General features: G+C 66.2%; 13 protein-coding genes. 12 read left to right on the top strand and 1 reads right to left on the bottom strand.

Annotated features, from left to right (window positions below):
• Positions 1-3: 3 nt before the first annotated feature.
• A complete protein-coding gene (locus tag I7X43_RS03195; RefSeq protein ID WP_198099442.1) occupies positions 4-1,047 on the bottom strand; it encodes a rod shape-determining protein in 1,044 nt (347 codons plus the stop codon).
• A gap of 205 nt (positions 1,048-1,252) precedes the next feature.
• Here I7X43_RS03195 and gatC point away from each other — a divergent pair, with 205 nt between their 5' ends.
• The 12 genes from gatC (at position 1,253) to I7X43_RS03255 (ending at position 16,808) form a co-directional block, all read left to right on the top strand.
• Positions 1,253-1,552, top strand: coding sequence for an Asp-tRNA(Asn)/Glu-tRNA(Gln) amidotransferase subunit GatC (gatC, locus tag I7X43_RS03200; RefSeq protein ID WP_198099443.1), 300 nt, complete (start codon positions 1,253-1,255; stop codon positions 1,550-1,552).
• Positions 1,553-1,560: 8 nt separating this feature from the next.
• Entirely contained in the window at positions 1,561-3,045 is a 1,485-nt protein-coding gene (gene gatA / locus I7X43_RS03205) for an Asp-tRNA(Asn)/Glu-tRNA(Gln) amidotransferase subunit GatA (RefSeq protein WP_198099444.1), read from the top strand.
• A 2-nt stretch (positions 3,046-3,047) separates the two neighbouring features.
• The gene (gatB, locus tag I7X43_RS03210; RefSeq protein WP_198099445.1) at positions 3,048-4,496 is read left to right on the top strand and encodes an Asp-tRNA(Asn)/Glu-tRNA(Gln) amidotransferase subunit GatB; all 1,449 of its coding nucleotides are present in this window, start codon (positions 3,048-3,050) and stop codon (positions 4,494-4,496) included.
• A 105-nt stretch (positions 4,497-4,601) separates the two neighbouring features.
• Entirely contained in the window at positions 4,602-5,720 is a 1,119-nt protein-coding gene (dnaN, locus tag I7X43_RS03215) for a DNA polymerase III subunit beta (RefSeq protein WP_198099446.1), read from the top strand.
• Positions 5,721-5,791: 71 nt separating this feature from the next.
• Positions 5,792-8,299, top strand: coding sequence for a DNA topoisomerase (ATP-hydrolyzing) subunit B (gene gyrB / locus I7X43_RS03220; protein ID WP_198099447.1), 2,508 nt, complete (start codon positions 5,792-5,794; stop codon positions 8,297-8,299).
• A gap of 22 nt (positions 8,300-8,321) precedes the next feature.
• Entirely contained in the window at positions 8,322-9,191 is an 870-nt protein-coding gene (locus I7X43_RS03225) for a DUF3800 domain-containing protein (RefSeq protein WP_198099448.1), read from the top strand.
• A gap of 139 nt (positions 9,192-9,330) precedes the next feature.
• Positions 9,331-10,335, top strand: coding sequence for a restriction endonuclease (locus I7X43_RS03230; protein ID WP_198099449.1), 1,005 nt, complete (start codon positions 9,331-9,333; stop codon positions 10,333-10,335).
• Between the two features lie 13 nt (positions 10,336-10,348).
• Positions 10,349-11,185, top strand: coding sequence for a helical backbone metal receptor (locus I7X43_RS03235; protein WP_198099450.1), 837 nt, complete (start codon positions 10,349-10,351; stop codon positions 11,183-11,185).
• Positions 11,182-13,389, top strand: a complete 2,208-nt coding sequence (locus I7X43_RS03240) for a helicase-related protein (protein ID WP_198099451.1) — start codon at positions 11,182-11,184, stop codon at positions 13,387-13,389. Before I7X43_RS03235 ends, I7X43_RS03240 begins: the two co-directional genes overlap by 4 nt.
• A gap of 44 nt (positions 13,390-13,433) precedes the next feature.
• The gene (locus tag I7X43_RS03245) at positions 13,434-13,790 is read left to right on the top strand and encodes a 50S ribosome-binding protein YggL (protein WP_198099452.1); all 357 of its coding nucleotides are present in this window, start codon (positions 13,434-13,436) and stop codon (positions 13,788-13,790) included.
• Between the two features lie 95 nt (positions 13,791-13,885).
• On the top strand, positions 13,886-15,094 hold the full coding sequence (locus I7X43_RS03250) for an alkane 1-monooxygenase (protein WP_198099453.1): 1,209 nt from the start codon (positions 13,886-13,888) through the stop codon (positions 15,092-15,094).
• The gene (locus I7X43_RS03255) at positions 15,063-16,808 is read left to right on the top strand and encodes a M14 family metallopeptidase (protein WP_246480099.1); all 1,746 of its coding nucleotides are present in this window, start codon (positions 15,063-15,065) and stop codon (positions 16,806-16,808) included. Before I7X43_RS03250 ends, I7X43_RS03255 begins: the two co-directional genes overlap by 32 nt.

The following is a 16,808-nucleotide window of genomic DNA, read 5'->3' on the forward strand; positions in this document are numbered from 1 at the left end:
AGATCAATCGCTGGTGAAGATGGAGCCGGTGCGGTCCAGGTGGTCCAGCGCCATCCCGCAACCCCGCACCACGCAGGTCAGCGGGTCTTCGGCCACCAACACGGGCAGACCGGTCTCTTCGCGCAGCAGGCGGTCCAGGTCGCGCAAGAGGGCGCCACCGCCCGTGAGCATCATGCCGCGGTCGGCAATGTCGGCGCCCAGCTCGGGCGGGGTCTGCTCCAGCGCGTTCTTCACGGCCGACACGATTTGGTTCAGCGGGTCGGTCAGCGCTTCCAGGATTTCGTTGCTGCTGATGGCAAAGCTGCGCGGCACGCCCTCGCTGAGGTTGCGGCCCTTGACTTCCATCTCGCGCACTTCACTGCCCGGGAAGGCCGAGCCAATGGTCTTCTTGATCAACTCCGCCGTCGGCTCGCCAATCAACATGCCGTAGTTGCGGCGGATGTAGTTGATGATGGCCTCGTCGAACTTGTCGCCGCCCACGCGCACGCTGCCCTTGTAGACCATGCCACCCAGCGAGACGACACCGACTTCCGTCGTGCCGCCGCCGATGTCGATCACCATGGAACCCGCGGCTTCGCTGACCGGCAGGCCGGCGCCAATCGCGGCGGCCATTGGCTCTTCGATCAACTCCACGCGCGAGGCGCCGGCGCCCAGCGCGGCATCGCGGATGGCGCGACGCTCCACCTGGGTCGAACCGCAGGGCACGCAAATGATGATGCAGGGGCTGGGGCGCATCATGGACTGGGGATGCACCATGCGGATGAACTGCTTGATCATCTGCTCGGTGATCACGAAATCGGCGATCACGCCGTCCTTCATCGGGCGGATTGCCTCGATGTTGCCGGGCACCTTGCCCAGCATGGCCTTGGCTTCGCGGCCCACGGCCTGAATGGTCTTCTTTCCGTTGGTGCCGCCTTCGTGGCGGATGGCCACCACGGAGGGCTCGTCGAGGACGATGCCCTTGTCACGAACGTAGATCAGGGTGTTGGCCGTGCCCAGGTCAATGGCAAGGTCGGTCGAAAAATAGCGGCGCAGAGAACCAAACATGGCAGGGGCAAGCGGGGTAGCCCGTCAGCGCCAAGGCGCCAACGCGGCAGGAATACGGAAAGGCCGCCAGCACGGATGCGCCCTGGCGGCCTCGCAAATTTGGGGCCAGAGATAATACCAGCAGCCCCCCGCGCGTTTGCTAGGAGCCAGACCCTAAGGTCTTGGTTCTGCTGGCTTTTTTTGACGCGCTGACCGAGGACTTGCTATGGCACTGACCCTTCAAGACGTGAGCCGCATCGCCCACTTGGCCCGGCTCGACTGCCCACCCGCCCAGGCGGAACAACTGCTGAGCCAACTCAACGGCTTTTTTGACATCGTGGAAACCATGCGCGCCGTGGACACCACGGGCGTGCAGCCGCTCTACACGCCGCTCTCGGCCGTGCAAGAAGTGGCCCTGCGCCTGCGTGAGGACGCGGTAACGGAAACCAACCAGCGCGAAGCCAACCAGGCCAGCAGCCCCGCGGTCGAAGACGGGCTGTTCCTTGTGCCCAAAGTCATCGAGTGAGTGATCGAATGAGTGCACCCCTGTATGGCGTCGCCGATGGCCTGAAGGCCCTGGCCGACAAAAAGATCAGCAGCGTCGAATGGACGCAAGCCCTGCTCAGCCGCGCTGAAGCCCACGCCGACCTCGGCGCTTACCTGCACCTGGACGGCGCGGGCGCCCTGGCCGCGGCCGCGCAAGCCGACGCCCGCCGCGCAGCCGGCGACACCGCGCCGCTGCTGGGCGTACCGATGGCGCACAAAGACATCTTTGTCACCACGCAGCACCCCACCACCGCGGGCTCCAAGATCCTGGCCGGATACAAGAGCCCGTTTGACGCCACCGTGGTGGCCAAGCTCAATGCCGCCGGCACGTTCAGTCTGGGCAAACTCAACTGCGACGAGTTCGCCATGGGCTCGGCCAACGAGAACAGTGCCTACGCCAAGGCCCACAACCCCTGGGATGCCACGCGCGTGCCGGGCGGCAGCTCGGGGGGCTCGGCCGTGGCCGTGTCGGCGGGTCTGGTGCCCGCTGCGACGGGCACCGACACCGGCGGCTCCATCCGCCAGCCGGCCAGCTTCACCGGCATCACCGGCATCAAGCCCACCTACGGGCGCTGCAGCCGCTACGGCATGATCGCCTTCGCCTCCAGCCTGGACCAAGCCGGCCCGATGGCCCGCAGTGCCGAAGACTGCGCCCTGCTGCTCTCCGCCATGAGCGGCTTTGACGAGCGCGACGCCACCAGCCTGCAGCAGCCCGCGCCGGACTTCCACGCCGAGATGCTCAAGGCCCGCGCCGGCGCGAGCAGCGCGCGTCCGCTGGAAGGCCTGCGCATCGGCCTGCCCAAGGAGTTCTTCCCCGCACAGCTGGATGCCGACGTCAACACCGCCGTGCGCGCCGGCCTGGCCGAGCTGGAAAAGCTCGGCGCCACGCTGGTTGAGGTGAGCCTGCCGCGCACCGAACTGGCCATCCCGGTGTACTACATCATTGCCCCGGCCGAGGCGAGCTCGAACCTCTCGCGCTTTGACGGCGTGCGCTACGGCCACCGCTGCGAAGACCCGAAGGACCTGCTGGATCTCTACAAGCGCAGCCGCAGCGAGGGCTTTGGTCCCGAAGTGCAGCGCCGCATCTTGATCGGCAGCTACGTGCTGAGCCACGGCTATTACGACGCCTACTACCTGCAAGCCCAGAAGCTGCGCCGCATGATTGCGGACGACTTCCAACAGGCCTTCACCCAGTGCGACCTGATCGCCGGCCCCGTGGCCCCCAGCGTGGCCTGGAAGCTGGGCGAGCAAGGCGACGACCCGGTCAAGGCCTACCTGGCCGACATCTTCACCCTGCCCGGCAGCCTGGCCGGCCTGCCCGGCATGAGCGTGCCGGTGGGCCTGGGCGCGCACGGCATGCCCGTGGGCTTGCAGTTGCTCGGCAACTACTTCCAAGAGGGCCAACTGCTGCACACCGCACACGCGCTGCAACTCGCCACCGATTGGCACCGCGCCGTGCCCAAGGGCTTCTGAACATGACAACTTCCAAACTCATCCGCGGCTACGAGGTCGTGATCGGCCTGGAAAACCACGTCCAGCTCTCCACCGTCTCCAAGATCTTCAGCGGCAGCAGCACCGCCTTTGGTGCGGCGCCCAACACCCAGGCCTCGGCCGTGGACCTGGCGCTGCCCGGCACCCTGCCCGTGCTGAACCGCGGTGCCGTGGAGCGCGCCATCCGCTTCGGCTTGGCCGTGGGCGCCCACATTGCGCCGCTCTCCATCTTTGCGCGCAAGAACTACTTCTACCCGGACCTGCCCAAGGGCTACCAAATCAGCCAGTACGAGATCCCCGTGGTGCAAGGCGGGCAGGTGCGCTTCTTCGTGGGCGACCAAGAAAAGGTCATCAACCTGACCCGCGCCCACCTCGAGGAAGACGCCGGCAAAAGCCTGCACGAGGACTACCACGGCATGTCGGGCATCGACTTGAACCGTGCCGGCACGCCACTGTTGGAGATCGTCTCCGAGCCCGAAATGCGCAGCGCCGAAGAAGCCTGCGAGTACGCCAAGACCCTGCACGCCTTGGTCATGTGGCTGGGCATTTGCGACGGCAACATGCAAGAAGGCAGCTTCCGCTGCGACGTCAACGTCTCCGTGCGCAAGCCCGGCCAGCCTTTCGGTACGCGCCGCGAAATCAAGAACCTGAACAGCTTCAAGTTCCTGATCCAGGCCGTGAACTACGAGGTCAACTGGCAGATCGACCAGATCGAAGACGGCTTTGAGATCCAGCAGGCCACCGTGCTCTTCAACCCCGACACGGGCGAGACCCGCGCCATGCGCAGCAAGGAAGATGCGGCCGACTACCGCTACTTCCCGGATCCCGACCTGCCGCCGCTGATGATCGGTGCCGACTGGGTGGAGCGCGTGAAGGCCGACCTGCCCGAACTGCCCGCCGTGATGGCCGCCCGCTTTGAGAGCCAAGACGGCTTGCCCACCTACGACGCCCAGATGATGACCGCCAGCCTTGCCGTGGCGCGCTACTACGAGGCCGCCAAGGCCGCGGGCGCGGCGCCCAAGCTGGTGGCCAACTGGGTGATGGGCGAGATCTCGCGCCGCCTCAATGCCGAAGAAAAGGGCATCGACGCTGCGCCCGTGGGCCCGCAGCTGCTGGCCGCGCTGATCGCCCGCATTGCAGACGGCACCATCAGCAACAACGCCGCCCGCCAGGTGTTTGAAGCGCTGTGGGCCGGTGAATCGGCCGATGTGGACGCCGTCATTGAGGCCAAGGGCCTCAAGCAGATGAGCGACACCGGCGAGCTGGAGCGCATCCTGGACGAGGTGCTGGCCGCCAACGCCAAATCCGTCGAGGAATTCCGCGCCGGCAAGGACAAAGCCTTCAACGCCCTGGTCGGCCAGGCCATGAAAGCCACCAAGGGCAAGGCCAACCCCGCTTTGGTGAACGAGTTGCTGAAGAAGAAGCTGGGCTAAACCCCAGCCGCCTGCTGGACAGCGGGCGGCCGGCGCTGGGCGACAATCCCGCGCCGGCCGCACTGACGGCTGCTGGCCCCGTATTCGGTATCAGGAGAGAACCGCATGATCGTGTTGAAAGGCCCCCAGGACCAATTGCTTGCCGCCCTGCAGTCGGTGGCCGGCATCGTGGAGCGCCGCCACACCCTGCCCATCCTGGCCAATGTGCTGATGAAGCGCGAGGGCGACGAGGTGGAATTCATCTCCTCCGACCTGGAGATCCAGATCCGCACGCGCGCGCCGTTTGACGGCAGCAACGAGCCGTTCGCCACCACCGTGGGCGCGCGCAAGCTGATCGACATTCTCAAAAGCCTGCCCAGCGACCAGATCTGCAGCCTCTCCAGCAGCCAGAGCAAGCTCACGCTGCAGGCGGGCAAGAGTCGCTTCACCCTGCAGACCCTGCCGGCGGAGGACTTCCCGCTCGTCCAAGAGGCCCCCGACTTCGGCCCCGCCTTTGCCGTGCCGCAGGCCACGCTCAAGCACCTGATCAACCAGGTGCACTTCGCCATGGCCGTGCACGACATCCGCTTCTACCTGAACGGCATCCTCTTCGTCGCCGAAGGCAAGACGCTCACCCTTGTCGCCACCGACGGCCACCGCCTGGCCCTGGCCCAGGCCGAGCTGGAAGTGGAAATGCCCAAGCAGGAAGTCATCCTGCCGCGCAAAACCGTGCTGGAGCTGCAGCGCCTGCTGAAGGACAGCAGCAAAGACGAGAACGCCGCCATCGAGATGCGCTTCTCCAGCAACCAGGCCCGCTTCAGCTTCAGCGGCATGGAGTTCGTGACCAAGCTGGTCGAGGGCAAGTTCCCCGACTACAACCGCGTCATCCCCAAGGGCCACAAGCACAAGCTGGTGCTGGGCCGCCAACCGCTGCTGGCCGCACTGAACCGCGCCGCCATCCTGACCAGCGACAAGTTCAAGGCCGTGCGCCTCTCCTTCGCCGACAACCTGCTGACCATTGCCGCCAGCAACGCCGAGCAAGAAGAGGCCAAGGAAGAGATCGAAATCGACTACGGGGGCGACCCCATCGAGACCGGCTTCAACGTCACCTACCTGACCGACGTGCTGGCCAACATGCCCCAAGAAATGGTGGGGCTGGACCTGAACGACTCCGCCAGCTCCGCGCTGTTCACCGTGCCCGAGCGCAGCGACTTCAAGTACGTGGTCATGCCAATGCGGATCTGACGGTCCCCGATTTCAATTCAGCGGGCCTCGGCCCGCTTCTGTGTTTCTAGAGTTCCCCGAAAGTTCCCGTCATGAGCGACCAAGCCACCCCTGAGAACCCACCCGCAGCGCCCCAACCGGGCTACGGCGCGGATTCGATCCAGATCCTGGAAGGCCTGGAGGCGGTGCGCAAGCGCCCCGGCATGTACATCGGTGACACCAGCGACGGCACCGGCCTGCACCACCTCGTCTTCGAAGTGGTGGACAACTCCATCGACGAAGCCCTGGCCGGCCATTGCGACGACATCACCGTCACCATCCACTCGGACAACTCCATCTCCGTCATCGACAACGGCCGCGGCATCCCCACCGGCGTCAAGATGGACGACAAGCACGAGCCCAAGCGCTCCGCCGCCGAGATTGCCCTGACCGAGCTGCACGCCGGTGGCAAGTTCAACCAGAACAGCTACAAGGTGTCGGGCGGTTTGCACGGCGTGGGCGTCTCCTGCGTGAACGGCCTCAGCAAGTGGCTACGCCTGACGGTGCGCCGCGACGGCAAGGTGCACCAGATCGAGTTCAAGCAAGGCGTGCCGCAAGACCGCCTGATCGAAGTGGTGGACGGCTTCGAGACCAGCCCCATGAAGGTCATCGGTGAGACCGACAAGCGCGGCACCGAAGTGCACTTCCTGCCCGACACCGAGATCTTTCAGCAGAACAACGAGTTCCACTACGACATCCTGGCCAAGCGCCTGCGCGAGCTCTCCTTCCTGAACAACGGCGTCAAGATCCGCTTGGTCGATGAGCGCAACCAGAAGGAAGACCTGTTCGCCTATGCCGGCGGCGTCAAAGGCTTTGTGGAGTTCATCAACCAGGGCAAGAAGACCCTGCACCCCAACATCTTCCACGCCATCGGCGAGAAGATGAGCGAGCAAAACACCACCATCGGCGTGGAAGTAGCGATGCAGTGGAACGACGGCTACAACGAGTCCGTCCTCTGCTTCACCAACAACATCCCCCAGCGCGACGGCGGCACCCACTTGACCGGCCTGCGCGCCGCGATGACCCGCATCATCAACAAGTACATCGACGACAACGACCTGGCCAAGAAGGCCAAAGTCGAAATCAGCGGCGATGACATGCGCGAAGGCCTGGCCTGCGTGGTTTCCGTCAAGGTGCCCGAACCCAAGTTCAGCAGCCAGACCAAGGACAAGCTCGTCTCCAGCGAAGTGCGCGCGCCGGTGGAAGACATCGTCAGCCGCCTGCTCAACGACTGGCTGCTGGAGAACCCCAACGACGCCAAGGCCGTTTGCAGCAAGATCGTCGAGGCCGCGCGCGCCCGTGACGCCGCCCGCAAGGCCCGTGAAATGACGCGCCGCAAGGGTGTGCTCGACGGCTTTGGCCTGCCCGGCAAGCTGGCCGACTGCCAGGAAAAAGACCCCGCCGGCTGCGAGATCTACATCGTGGAGGGCGACTCCGCCGGCGGCTCGGCCAAGCAAGGCCGCGACCGCAAGTTCCAGGCCATCCTGCCCCTGCGCGGCAAGATCCTGAACGTCGAGAAGGCCCGCTACGAAAAGCTGCTCAGCTCCAACGAAATCATCACCTTGATCACGGCGCTGGGCACCGGCATCGGCCGCACCGGCGGCAATGACGATTTCAACCCGGACAAGCTGCGCTACCACCGCATCATCGTCATGACCGACGCGGACGTGGACGGCGCCCACATCCGCACCCTGCTGCTCACCTTCTTCTACCGCCAGATGCCCGAGCTCGTGGAGCGCGGCCACATCTACATCGCCCAGCCCCCGCTCTACAAGGTCAAGGTCGGCAAGCACGAGCAGTACCTGAAGGACGGCCATGAGCTGGACGGCTTCCTGCTCAAGGTGGCGCTGCAAGACGCGCATCTGGACACCGGCACCGGCCAAACCCTGACCGGCGAAGCACTGGACGTTCTGGCCCGCAAATATGTCACCGCGCAAAGCGTGATCGAGCGCCTCTCCAACTGGATGGATGGCGAAGCCCTGCACGTGCTGGCCGGTGGCTTGGCCATCAACCTGGACAGCAAAGAGGCCGCCGAAGCCAGCGCCGCCCAACTCAAGGGCCTGCTGCACGACGCCGAAGTCACCGCCGAGACCGACCCGCGCACCGACAAGTTCTTCCTCAAGATCGCCCGCATGCACCACGGCAACGTGCGCGCCTCGGTCATCCATGCCGACTTCGTGCACGGGGCCGACTACGAAGTGCTGGCCGACGCCGGCGTCAGCTTCCAGGGCCTGATCCAACCCGGCGCCATCGTGCGCAAGGGCGAAGGCGAAAAGGCCAAGGAAGCCAAGGTCGACGACTTCCGCGCGGCCATGGCCTGGCTCATGCTGCAAGCCGAAAACTCCGTGGGCCGCCAGCGCTACAAAGGCCTGGGCGAAATGAACCCCGAGCAGCTGTGGGAAACCACCATGGACCCGACCGTGCGCCGCCTGCTGCGCGTGCAGATCGAAGACGCCATCGAAGCCGACCGCGTGTTCACCATGCTCATGGGCGACGAGGTGGAGCCGCGCCGGAACTTCATCGAGGCGAATGCGCTGAGGGCGGCGAATATCGACGCGTGATCAATCGACACCACTTCGGCCCATGAACCAGCCACCGGGGACTCACCAGCAGTTCTCCCTGTTCGATGCGGAGACTCCGGAGCAGGCGGCACAGCAAGGCGCTGTGCCACCACTTGGCGAGTTCAGTAACTTCATCGTCTATGTGGACGAGAGCGGCGACCACGGCTTGGTCTCGATCGATCCTAACTATCCGGTGTTCGTGCTGGCCTTCTGTGTTTTCTACAAGGGCCACTACAGCGAGAAGGTCGTCCCAGCACTCCACAAGCTCAAGTTCAACCACTTTGGACATGATCTTGTGGTCTTGCATGAGCACGAGATCCGCAAAGAGAAGGGCGACTTTCGTTTTCCCAATCGCGACAAAAGGCTGGAGTTCCAGGACGAATTGACCTCGATGATCGAGGCCAGCAACTTCATCCTGATCGCCTGCGTCATCGACAAAGCAAAGCTACGGGCCAAGCTGCCTGATCCTGCACCGAATCCGTACCACGTCGCCTTGGGTTTCTGCCTGGAGACGCTTTACGAATTGCTCCAAGAAAAGCAGCAGGACGATGCACTCACCCACGTCGTTTTTGAATGCCGTGGCAGCAAGGAAGACAATGAGCTTGAACTTGAGTTCCGCCGCATCTGTGACGGTGCGAACCGCATGGGCAAGCACCTGCCCTTCGAAGTGAAGTTCGCCAGCAAGCAAACCAATTCGGCGGGGCTCCAATTGGCCGATCTGGTCGCCCGCCCCGTGGGCTTGAGCGTGCTGCGCCCGCTGCAGGCCAATCGCGCCTTCGAGGTTTTGAAGAATAAGTTCTTCTGTAGCGGCGGCCGCCAGGCGGTCGGAGCTGGCTACGAGGGCTGGGGGCTGAAGGTATTTCCGGCCCCAGAAAGCGAAAGGCCCCGATGAATCTCACCGAGGCCGCAGCGCCGACCGGGTTCTCCCAGTCCACTTGGGTACAGAGTATAGGCGCAAGTTAACGATCCCGTTCCCGGGCGCCAAGTCGGGGCGCGAGATCTCATCGAATTCCAGGAGTTAATTGGAGCCTATGAGCAGCAAGACTTTGTGGATGGTGCGTGCCGGCGAGGCCGGCTGGCGCTTTGAGGAGTTTGAACGCCAAGGCTTGGTCAGCATTGGCTGGCATGAAATGGGCGACCTTGCGGGTTTGGTCGCGCGCGAAGATTTCATGCGCCGCGTTGAAGCCGCTTACCCCGAGGCCAAGCCCACTTGGTACCCCAGCGCGGCCGGACAGGTTTACCGATTTGTGCGCGAGATCAAGGCCGGCGACGGCATGCTGACTTACAGCCCTTCGGAGCGCTCCTACCTGGTTGGCGAGGTGTTGAGCGCCTACGAGTACGCACCCAAGGCTTCGCCTGAGCAGCCGAACCAACGCAAGGTGCGGTGGCGTGGCCGGGTGTCGCGCGACAGCCTTTCCGTGGCGACGCGCAACAGCCTGGGCTCGATCTCCACGTTGTTCATGGTGCCTCCGGAGGCGGCCGCGGAAATTGAACGCATGCTGAGCCGGGCGCCCGCCGAGCCCGTCGAAGCGGTGCAGGCGGTTGGCGCGCAGGATCAAGTCGATGACCTGTACAAGGACTTGCAAGGCAAGGCCTTCGAGTTCATCAAGGACAGGGTCAGCCAGCTCGATTGGGAAGACATGCAGGAGCTGGTGGCCGGGCTGCTGCGGGCGATGGGCTACAAGACGCGTGTGTCGCCCAGCGGCTCGGACCGCGGCAAGGACATCGTGGCCTCCCCCGACGGGCTGGGCTTCGAGGATCCGCGCATCGTGGTGGAGGTCAAGCACCGCACAGCGGCGATGGGCTCACAGGAGATTCGCAGCTTTCTGGGCGGGCGCCACGACAACGACAAGGGCTTGTATGTCAGCACCGGCGGCTTCAGCAAAGACGCACGGTATGAGGCCGAGCGCGCGCGCATTCCGGTCACCCTGATGGATATCGACGACCTGGTGAAGTCGGTCTTGGAGCACTACGAGCGCATGGACATCGACACGCAGCGTCTGGTGCCATTGCGCAAGTTGTACTGGCCGGCGTGACGGATCGTTTTCGATGTCTATTTCTCCCAGCTCTTCCCTGTTCCCCACCCGCATCGTCTGCCTCACCGAAGAACCCACCGAGGTGCTCTACGCGCTGGGCGAGGAGCACCGCATCGTGGGCATTTCGGGCTTCACGGTGCGGCCGGCGCGGGCGCGGCAGGAGAAGCCGCGGGTGTCGGCGTTCACCAGCGCCAAGATCGAGCGCATCCTGGAGCTGAAGCCGGATCTGGCGATTGGGTTTTCGGACATGCAGGCGGACATCGCCAAGACGCTGATCCAGGCCGGGGTGGAGGTGTGGATCACCAACCACCGCTCGGTGGAGGGCATCCTGGGCTATGTGCGGCGGCTGGGGGCGATGGTGGGCGCGGCGGAGCGGGCGGCGGCTTACGCGGACGAGCTGGCGGCGCAGGTGGAGCAGGTGCGGCAGGCGGCGGCGCTGCTGCCCCGGCGGCCCAAGGTGTACTTTGAGGAATGGGACGAGCCGAGCATCAGCGCCATCCGCTGGGTGAGCGAGCTGATCACCATCGCCGGAGGGGATGACATCTTCCCCGAGCGGGCGGCGGCCAGCCTGGCGCGGGACCGCATCGTGGGGGACCGCGCGGAGATCCTGGCGCGCTCACCGGACATCATCATTGGCTCCTGGTGCGGCAAGAAGTTCCGCCCCGAGCAGGTGGCCGCGCGGCCGGGCTGGGCGGAGCTGCCCGCGGTGCGCGACGGCGAGCTGCACGAGGTGAAGAGCCCGCTGATCCTGCAACCCGGCCCCGCCGCGCTGACGGACGGGCTGGCGGCACTGCACGGGATCATTCGGCGCTGGGCGGAGCGGGTGACATCTGTTCCACTCTCGGGGTGAAGCCTGATCTCCCCGCCCCCGCATTCCCCCTGCCGCAGCCGCGCCACGCGGCCCGCCTGCCCAAAGACCTGAAGCCCGAAGACTGGCAGCGCATCCGCCAAGCCGCGCACGCCCTGCCCCAGGTGCTGACCCCGGCCGACTTCGACGATGCGGGTGACGAGTTTCTAGAGCGCCTGGGGGCCATCCAGATTGCCAAGGCCGCTGCGGGCGGCCGGCCCAGCCGCTGGATCCTGCCGCAGCACATCCCCGTGGCGCTGGCCCAGCTGGCGGCCACGCCACTCAGCAACGAATTGCGCCCGCTCCTGGTGGGCCGCATGCAGCAGCTGGAATCCCTGGGTCTGCAGCGCGAAGGGCTGCTGTTCACCCGCTTGTGCATGCAGGCCCTGCCCCTAGCGCACGAGGGCTGGCGCATCGACCTCGCGCACCGCGTGCCGGTGGACGAGGCGCCCATCTGGGCCTTTGTGCGCGATGGCGATCTGCCAGCCCTGCGCAAAGCGCTGGGGCAGATGCCGGCCTACTCGCACCCGGCTGAACTGACATTGCACCTGAACCACCTGGTGGCCCGCAGCGAAGCCATGGGCCACCCCAGCATGATGGGCGCGCTGCTGGCGCGCCTGCAGGCCGAGTGCAGTGTGCCCATGCCCTTTGAGGACCTGAAGGCCGCGCTGACCCGCGCCCAGGACCGCTGGGAAAACGCCGTCAACGAGCAAGACCGCCTGGCCAGCCTGGGCCGCGAGCTGGCGTTTCGCGGCTACCCGGACAGCTTTGAGGTGGCGCGCCGCCTGGGCCGCCAAGTGACGCTGTACCTCGGCCCGCCCAACAGCGGCAAGACGCACGCAGCGTTTGAAAAGCTCGCTGACGCAAGAGATGGTGCGTACCTGGCGCCCTTGCGCTTGCTGGCCCTGGAGGGCCGCGACCGCCTGGTGGGCCGCGGCGTGCCGTGCTCGCTGCTGACGGGCGAGGAGAGCGTGCCGGCGGACAACGCCCGCGTCATCAGCAGCACCATCGAGATGGCCAACACGCGCGAGATCGTGGACGTGGCGGTGATCGACGAAGCGCAGATGCTGTTCGACGACTCCCGCGGCTGGGCCTGGACGCAGGCCATCTGCGGCGTGCCGGCGCGGGAGCTGATCATCATTGCCTCCGCCTATGCCGCACCCGCCATCGAGCGCCTGCTGGCCCTGTGCGGCGAGCGCGCGCAGCGCCGGGTGTTCGAGCGCAAGCAGCAGGTGCAGCTGATGAAGGCCCCGGTACCGATGACGCAGCTGCAGGCCGGTGACGCGGTGGTGGCCTTCAGCCGCCGCGACGTGCTGATGCTGCGCGACCAGATTGCCCAAGACGGCCACCGCGTGAGCGTGATCTACGGCGCCCTGCCGCCCGAGGTGCGCCGCCGCGAGGCCGAGCGCTTTGCGGTGGGTGCGAGCGACGTGCTGGTGGCCACGGACGCCATCGGCATGGGACTGAACCTGCCGATCCGCCGCGTGCTCTTCTCCACATTGGAGAAGTTCGACGGCGTGGGCGACCGCAAGCTCAGCGTGAGCGAGGTGCACCAAATTGCCGGTCGCGCCGGGCGCTACGGCCTGCACGACGAAGGCTTTGTCAGCGTGCTCAAGGAGAGCGAGGCCAGCGCCTTGAAGATCCTGCGCGAGCTCTTGCCCAAGGAGCCGCGCGCCCCGCGCGACTTCAAGGCCCCGGTGGCGCCGAATTGGACGCATGTCTCCACCATCGCCGAGCGCATGGGAGTGAAGAAGCTCTATGCGGTGCTGAGCATCTTCATGCAGCAGCTGCGCCTGGACGACGCCCACTTTGCCGTGGCCGAACTGGAGCAGATGCTGGAGCTGGCCGAGATGCTGGATCGCAACGCGGGTTCTTTAAGCCTGCAAGAGCGATTCCGCTACGCGCAGGCGCCGGTGGACTCCCGCCTGCCGCAGCTGATCGAGCAGTTTCAAGGCTGGGCCGCGCGCCACGCCCGCATGGGCAGCGCGGGTGAGCCGGAGTTTGTGGACGACGTGGATGAACACGCCCGCCTGGACCGCATGGAGCAGGCGCTGCGCCAGTGCACGCTCTGGCTCTGGCTGGACCTGCGCTTCCCCGGCGTCTACGGCCATGTGGACGCCGTGCTGGACCTGCGCGCCCGGCTCAACGACGGCATTGAGCGCCAGCTCAAGGGCAAGCGCCCGCTGTGGCAGCGGCGCGGGCGCTGAGCGTCAGCCTGGAGAATCGCGGGTTTTGACTGTCGCATCTGCCCATGAACTTCGTCGATCTTCCCCTGCGCCGCGCCCCCGGTCTGGCCAAACGCCGCAGCCGCCGCTTGCGCAAAAAACTGCGCATTGCCGAATTCCAGGAAATGGGCTTTGAGTGGTCGGCCACGTTGGCCAGTTCAGCCACCGCCGAACAAGAAGAGGCACTGCTGGATGCTTTGATCGCCCTGCTGGAGCCCCTGGGACTGGGCATGGGCGGCGGCGTGGGCGGCGCCTTCGTGTCGCGCTACCCCTCGGGCAGCGTCAGCGCCGAAGAGCGCGCTCAAATCGAGGCCTGGTTGAGGGGCCAGCCCTTGCTGACCGCCGTCGACGTGGGCCCGCTGCACGACCTCTGGTACGACTGAGGCGCCAGAAGCCCTGTACGGCCCGCCGTGGCGGGACGCACCCGCTCCGTACTCGCCCGCTTGCCGCCGCGCCCGGCAGCCCCGACCATTCGGGCATGAGCCCTGCTGCCCCTGCCCCGGATCGCGACCCTGGCTGCGCCCCTTACCGCGACCCCAAGCGTTACGCCTGGCTGCTGTCGGCCTTGTTTCCGTTGACCGTGGTGTGGCATTTGCTGCGCTTTGAGCAGACGGGGTGGCTGGGCTGGTTGTTCATCACGCCCTTGGTGATTTACGGCGTGTTGCCCCTGCTGGATGCACTGATCCCACTGGACGAGCGCAACCCACCAGAGGCGGCGGTGCGCCAGCTGGAGGGGGACCCGTGGTACCCCCTGCTGACGGCCCTCTTCGTGCCGCTGTATTTCGGCCTGGTGCTGCAGGGCACGGCGGTGGCGGTGGCGCACGCGGGCGAGCCGGGGGTGTGGCTGGGCTTGGTGCTCAGCGTGGGGGCCCTGAGCGGAGCGGCCATCAACACGGCGCACGAGCTGGGCCACAAGCACCCGGCCTGGGAACGCTGGATGGCGCGCGTGGCCCTGGCGCCGGTCGCCTACGGGCACTTCTTTGTGGAACACAACCGCGGCCACCACCAGCGCGTGGCCACGTTTGAAGACCCGGCGAGCGCGCGGCTGGGCGAATCCTTCTGGGCCTTTTTGCCGCGCACGGTGCTGGGCAGCGTGCGCAGCGCCTGGCGGCTGGAGCGCGCCCGCCTGGCCGGACGCAACCTCGGGCCCTGGCACTGGCGCAATCAATGCCTGCAGAGCTGGGCCCTGACGGTGGGGCTGTTCGGTGCGCTCACCGCCGCGTTGGGGCCCTGGGCGCTGCTCTTCTTGGTGCTGCAAGCGGGGTATGGCTTCAGCCTCTTGGAGGTGGTGAACTACCTGGAGCACTACGGGCTCAAGCGCGCCACGGGCCCGAACGGCAAGCCCGAGCGGTGCCGCCCCGAGCACAGCTGGAACAGCAACCATGTCGCCAGCAATGTGTTCCTCTACCACCTGCAGCGGCACAGCGACCACCACGCCCACCCCACGCGCCGCTACCCCGCGCTGCGCCACTTCCCCGAAGCCCCTCAGTTACCGAGCGGCTATGCCGGCATGGTGCTGCTGGCCTATGTGCCCTGGCTGTGGTTCAAAGTGATGGACCCCCGGGTGCTGGCCCACTACGGCGGGGACTTGCGCCGTGCCAACGTGCAGCCCGGCACGGCCTGGGCCACTCAGACCCAGACCCCCGATGCCCCTGATGCCCCTGCAAGCCCCCCTGCCCACCCTTGACCCCCCACCCATGCCCACCTTGCCCCAACCGCACTTTGATCGCTTCTACAACCACGCCGAGTTGACGGACTTGCTGGACGGTTACGCGGCCGCCAAGCCGCGTTTGGTGGAAAAGTTCTCGATCGGGAAAAGCCAAGAGGGGCGTGACATCTGGGTGCTGGCGCTGACCCATACCGACACCGGCACCCACGCCGAAAAGCCCGCACTTTGGGTGGACGGCAACATCCACGCGGCCGAACTGCTGGCCTCCACCGCCTGCCTCTACTACCTGGACCAGCTGCTGCGCGGCCACGGCACGGACGCCGCCATCACCCGCCTGCTGGACACGCGCACGGTCTACCTGGCGCCGCGGCTGTGCCCCGACGGGGCCGAGCTGGCGCTGTCGTCCCGCCCGCGCCACATCCGCTCGGCCACGCGCCGCTACCCTTACGACGAAGCGCCGGTGGACGGCTTGACGCCCGAGGACATCGACGGCGACGGCCGCATCCTGAGCATGCGGGTCCAGGACCCCAACGGCGGCTGGCGCCAGCACCCGGACGACCCGCGCCTCTTGATCCCGCGCGCACCGGGCGAGTTCGGCGGCACCTATTACCGCGTGATGCCCGAGGGCTTGATTCAGGGCTTTGACGGCCTCCAGGTGCGCGTCAACAAAGACGTTGAGGGGCTGGACCTGAACCGCAACTTCCCCAGCGAGTGGCGGCAGGAGTTCCAGCAGACTGGCGCGGGCCCCTACCCCACCAGCGAGCCCGAGGTGCGTGCCGTGGTGGACTTTGTGACCCAGCACCCCAACATCGGCGCGGCCATCAGCTACCACACGCACTCCGGCGTGATCCTGCGCTGCTGCGGCACCCGCAGCGACGACGACATGATCCCGGAAGACCTGTGGTCCATCAAACGCTTCAGCGAGCTGGCCACGCAGCACACCGGCTACCCCAGCATCAGCAGCTTTCACGAATTCAAGTACCACCCCAAGGAGGTCATCACCGGCACCCAGCAGTGGTTTTACGAGCACCTGGGCGCGCTCTTTTGGGTGGTGGAGCTGTGGTCCCCGAACAAGGCTGCCGGCATCACCGACTACAAGTGGGTGGACTGGTACCGCGAGCACCCGGCCGCAGACGATCTCAAGCTGCTGCGCTGGAGCGAATCCCTGGGGCCCGATGCCGCCTTCGTCAACTGGCGTCCGTACCAGCACCCGCAGCTGGGTGAGGTTGAAATCGGGGGCTGGGACCTGATGAACTTCTGGCGCAACCCGCCGCCGCAGTTCCGCGAGCAGGAGGTCGAGCGCTTCCCCTTGTGGATGAACCAGCTGGCGCTCTCGCTGCCGCGGCTGGAGCTGTTGCAAGCGCGCGCGCAGGCGCTCGGTGACGAGACGTGGCGCATCCGCCTGGCCGTGTGCAACAGTGGCTTCTTGCCCAGTTACGTGACGCGGCGAGCGCTGACCCGCGAAGTGGTGCGGGGCGTGGTGTTCGAGATCACCCTGCCACCGGGTGACCCTCACATCGAGCTCATCAGTGGCACCGCCCGGGTGGTGGGCCCGCAGCTGGAGGGCCACGCCCCCAAGGCCAGCCCCCACCACTTTCTACCGAGCCGCGACGTCACCGCCGATCGCGCCGTGACCGAGTGGCTGGTGCGGGCGCCGCGCGGCACCCGCGTGGTGCTGACGGCGCGACACGAACGCGCGGGCGTGGTGCGAACCGAGCTGGTGCTGGACTAA

This window comes from Inhella gelatinilytica, assembly GCF_016093295.1.
Taxonomy (GTDB): domain Bacteria; phylum Pseudomonadota; class Gammaproteobacteria; order Burkholderiales; family Burkholderiaceae_C; genus Inhella; species Inhella gelatinilytica.

What these genes read in the sequence shown, in the direction of transcription:
- I7X43_RS03195 (WP_198099442.1), bottom strand. Translation starts at nt 1,047, where the DNA reads ATGTTTGGTTCTCTGCGCCGCTATTTTTCGACCGACCTTGCCATTGAC.
- gatC (WP_198099443.1), top strand. Translation starts at nt 1,253, where the DNA reads ATGGCACTGACCCTTCAAGACGTGAGCCGCATCGCCCACTTGGCCCGG.
- gatA (WP_198099444.1), top strand. Translation starts at nt 1,561, where the DNA reads ATGAGTGCACCCCTGTATGGCGTCGCCGATGGCCTGAAGGCCCTGGCC.
- gatB (WP_198099445.1), top strand. Translation starts at nt 3,048, where the DNA reads ATGACAACTTCCAAACTCATCCGCGGCTACGAGGTCGTGATCGGCCTG.
- dnaN (WP_198099446.1), top strand. Translation starts at nt 4,602, where the DNA reads ATGATCGTGTTGAAAGGCCCCCAGGACCAATTGCTTGCCGCCCTGCAG.
- gyrB (WP_198099447.1), top strand. Translation starts at nt 5,792, where the DNA reads ATGAGCGACCAAGCCACCCCTGAGAACCCACCCGCAGCGCCCCAACCG.
- I7X43_RS03225 (WP_198099448.1), top strand. Translation starts at nt 8,322, where the DNA reads ATGAACCAGCCACCGGGGACTCACCAGCAGTTCTCCCTGTTCGATGCG.
- I7X43_RS03230 (WP_198099449.1), top strand. Translation starts at nt 9,331, where the DNA reads ATGAGCAGCAAGACTTTGTGGATGGTGCGTGCCGGCGAGGCCGGCTGG.
- I7X43_RS03235 (WP_198099450.1), top strand. Translation starts at nt 10,349, where the DNA reads ATGTCTATTTCTCCCAGCTCTTCCCTGTTCCCCACCCGCATCGTCTGC.
- I7X43_RS03245 (WP_198099452.1), top strand. Translation starts at nt 13,434, where the DNA reads ATGAACTTCGTCGATCTTCCCCTGCGCCGCGCCCCCGGTCTGGCCAAA.
- I7X43_RS03250 (WP_198099453.1), top strand. Translation starts at nt 13,886, where the DNA reads ATGAGCCCTGCTGCCCCTGCCCCGGATCGCGACCCTGGCTGCGCCCCT.
- I7X43_RS03255 (WP_246480099.1), top strand. Translation starts at nt 15,063, where the DNA reads ATGCCCCTGCAAGCCCCCCTGCCCACCCTTGACCCCCCACCCATGCCC.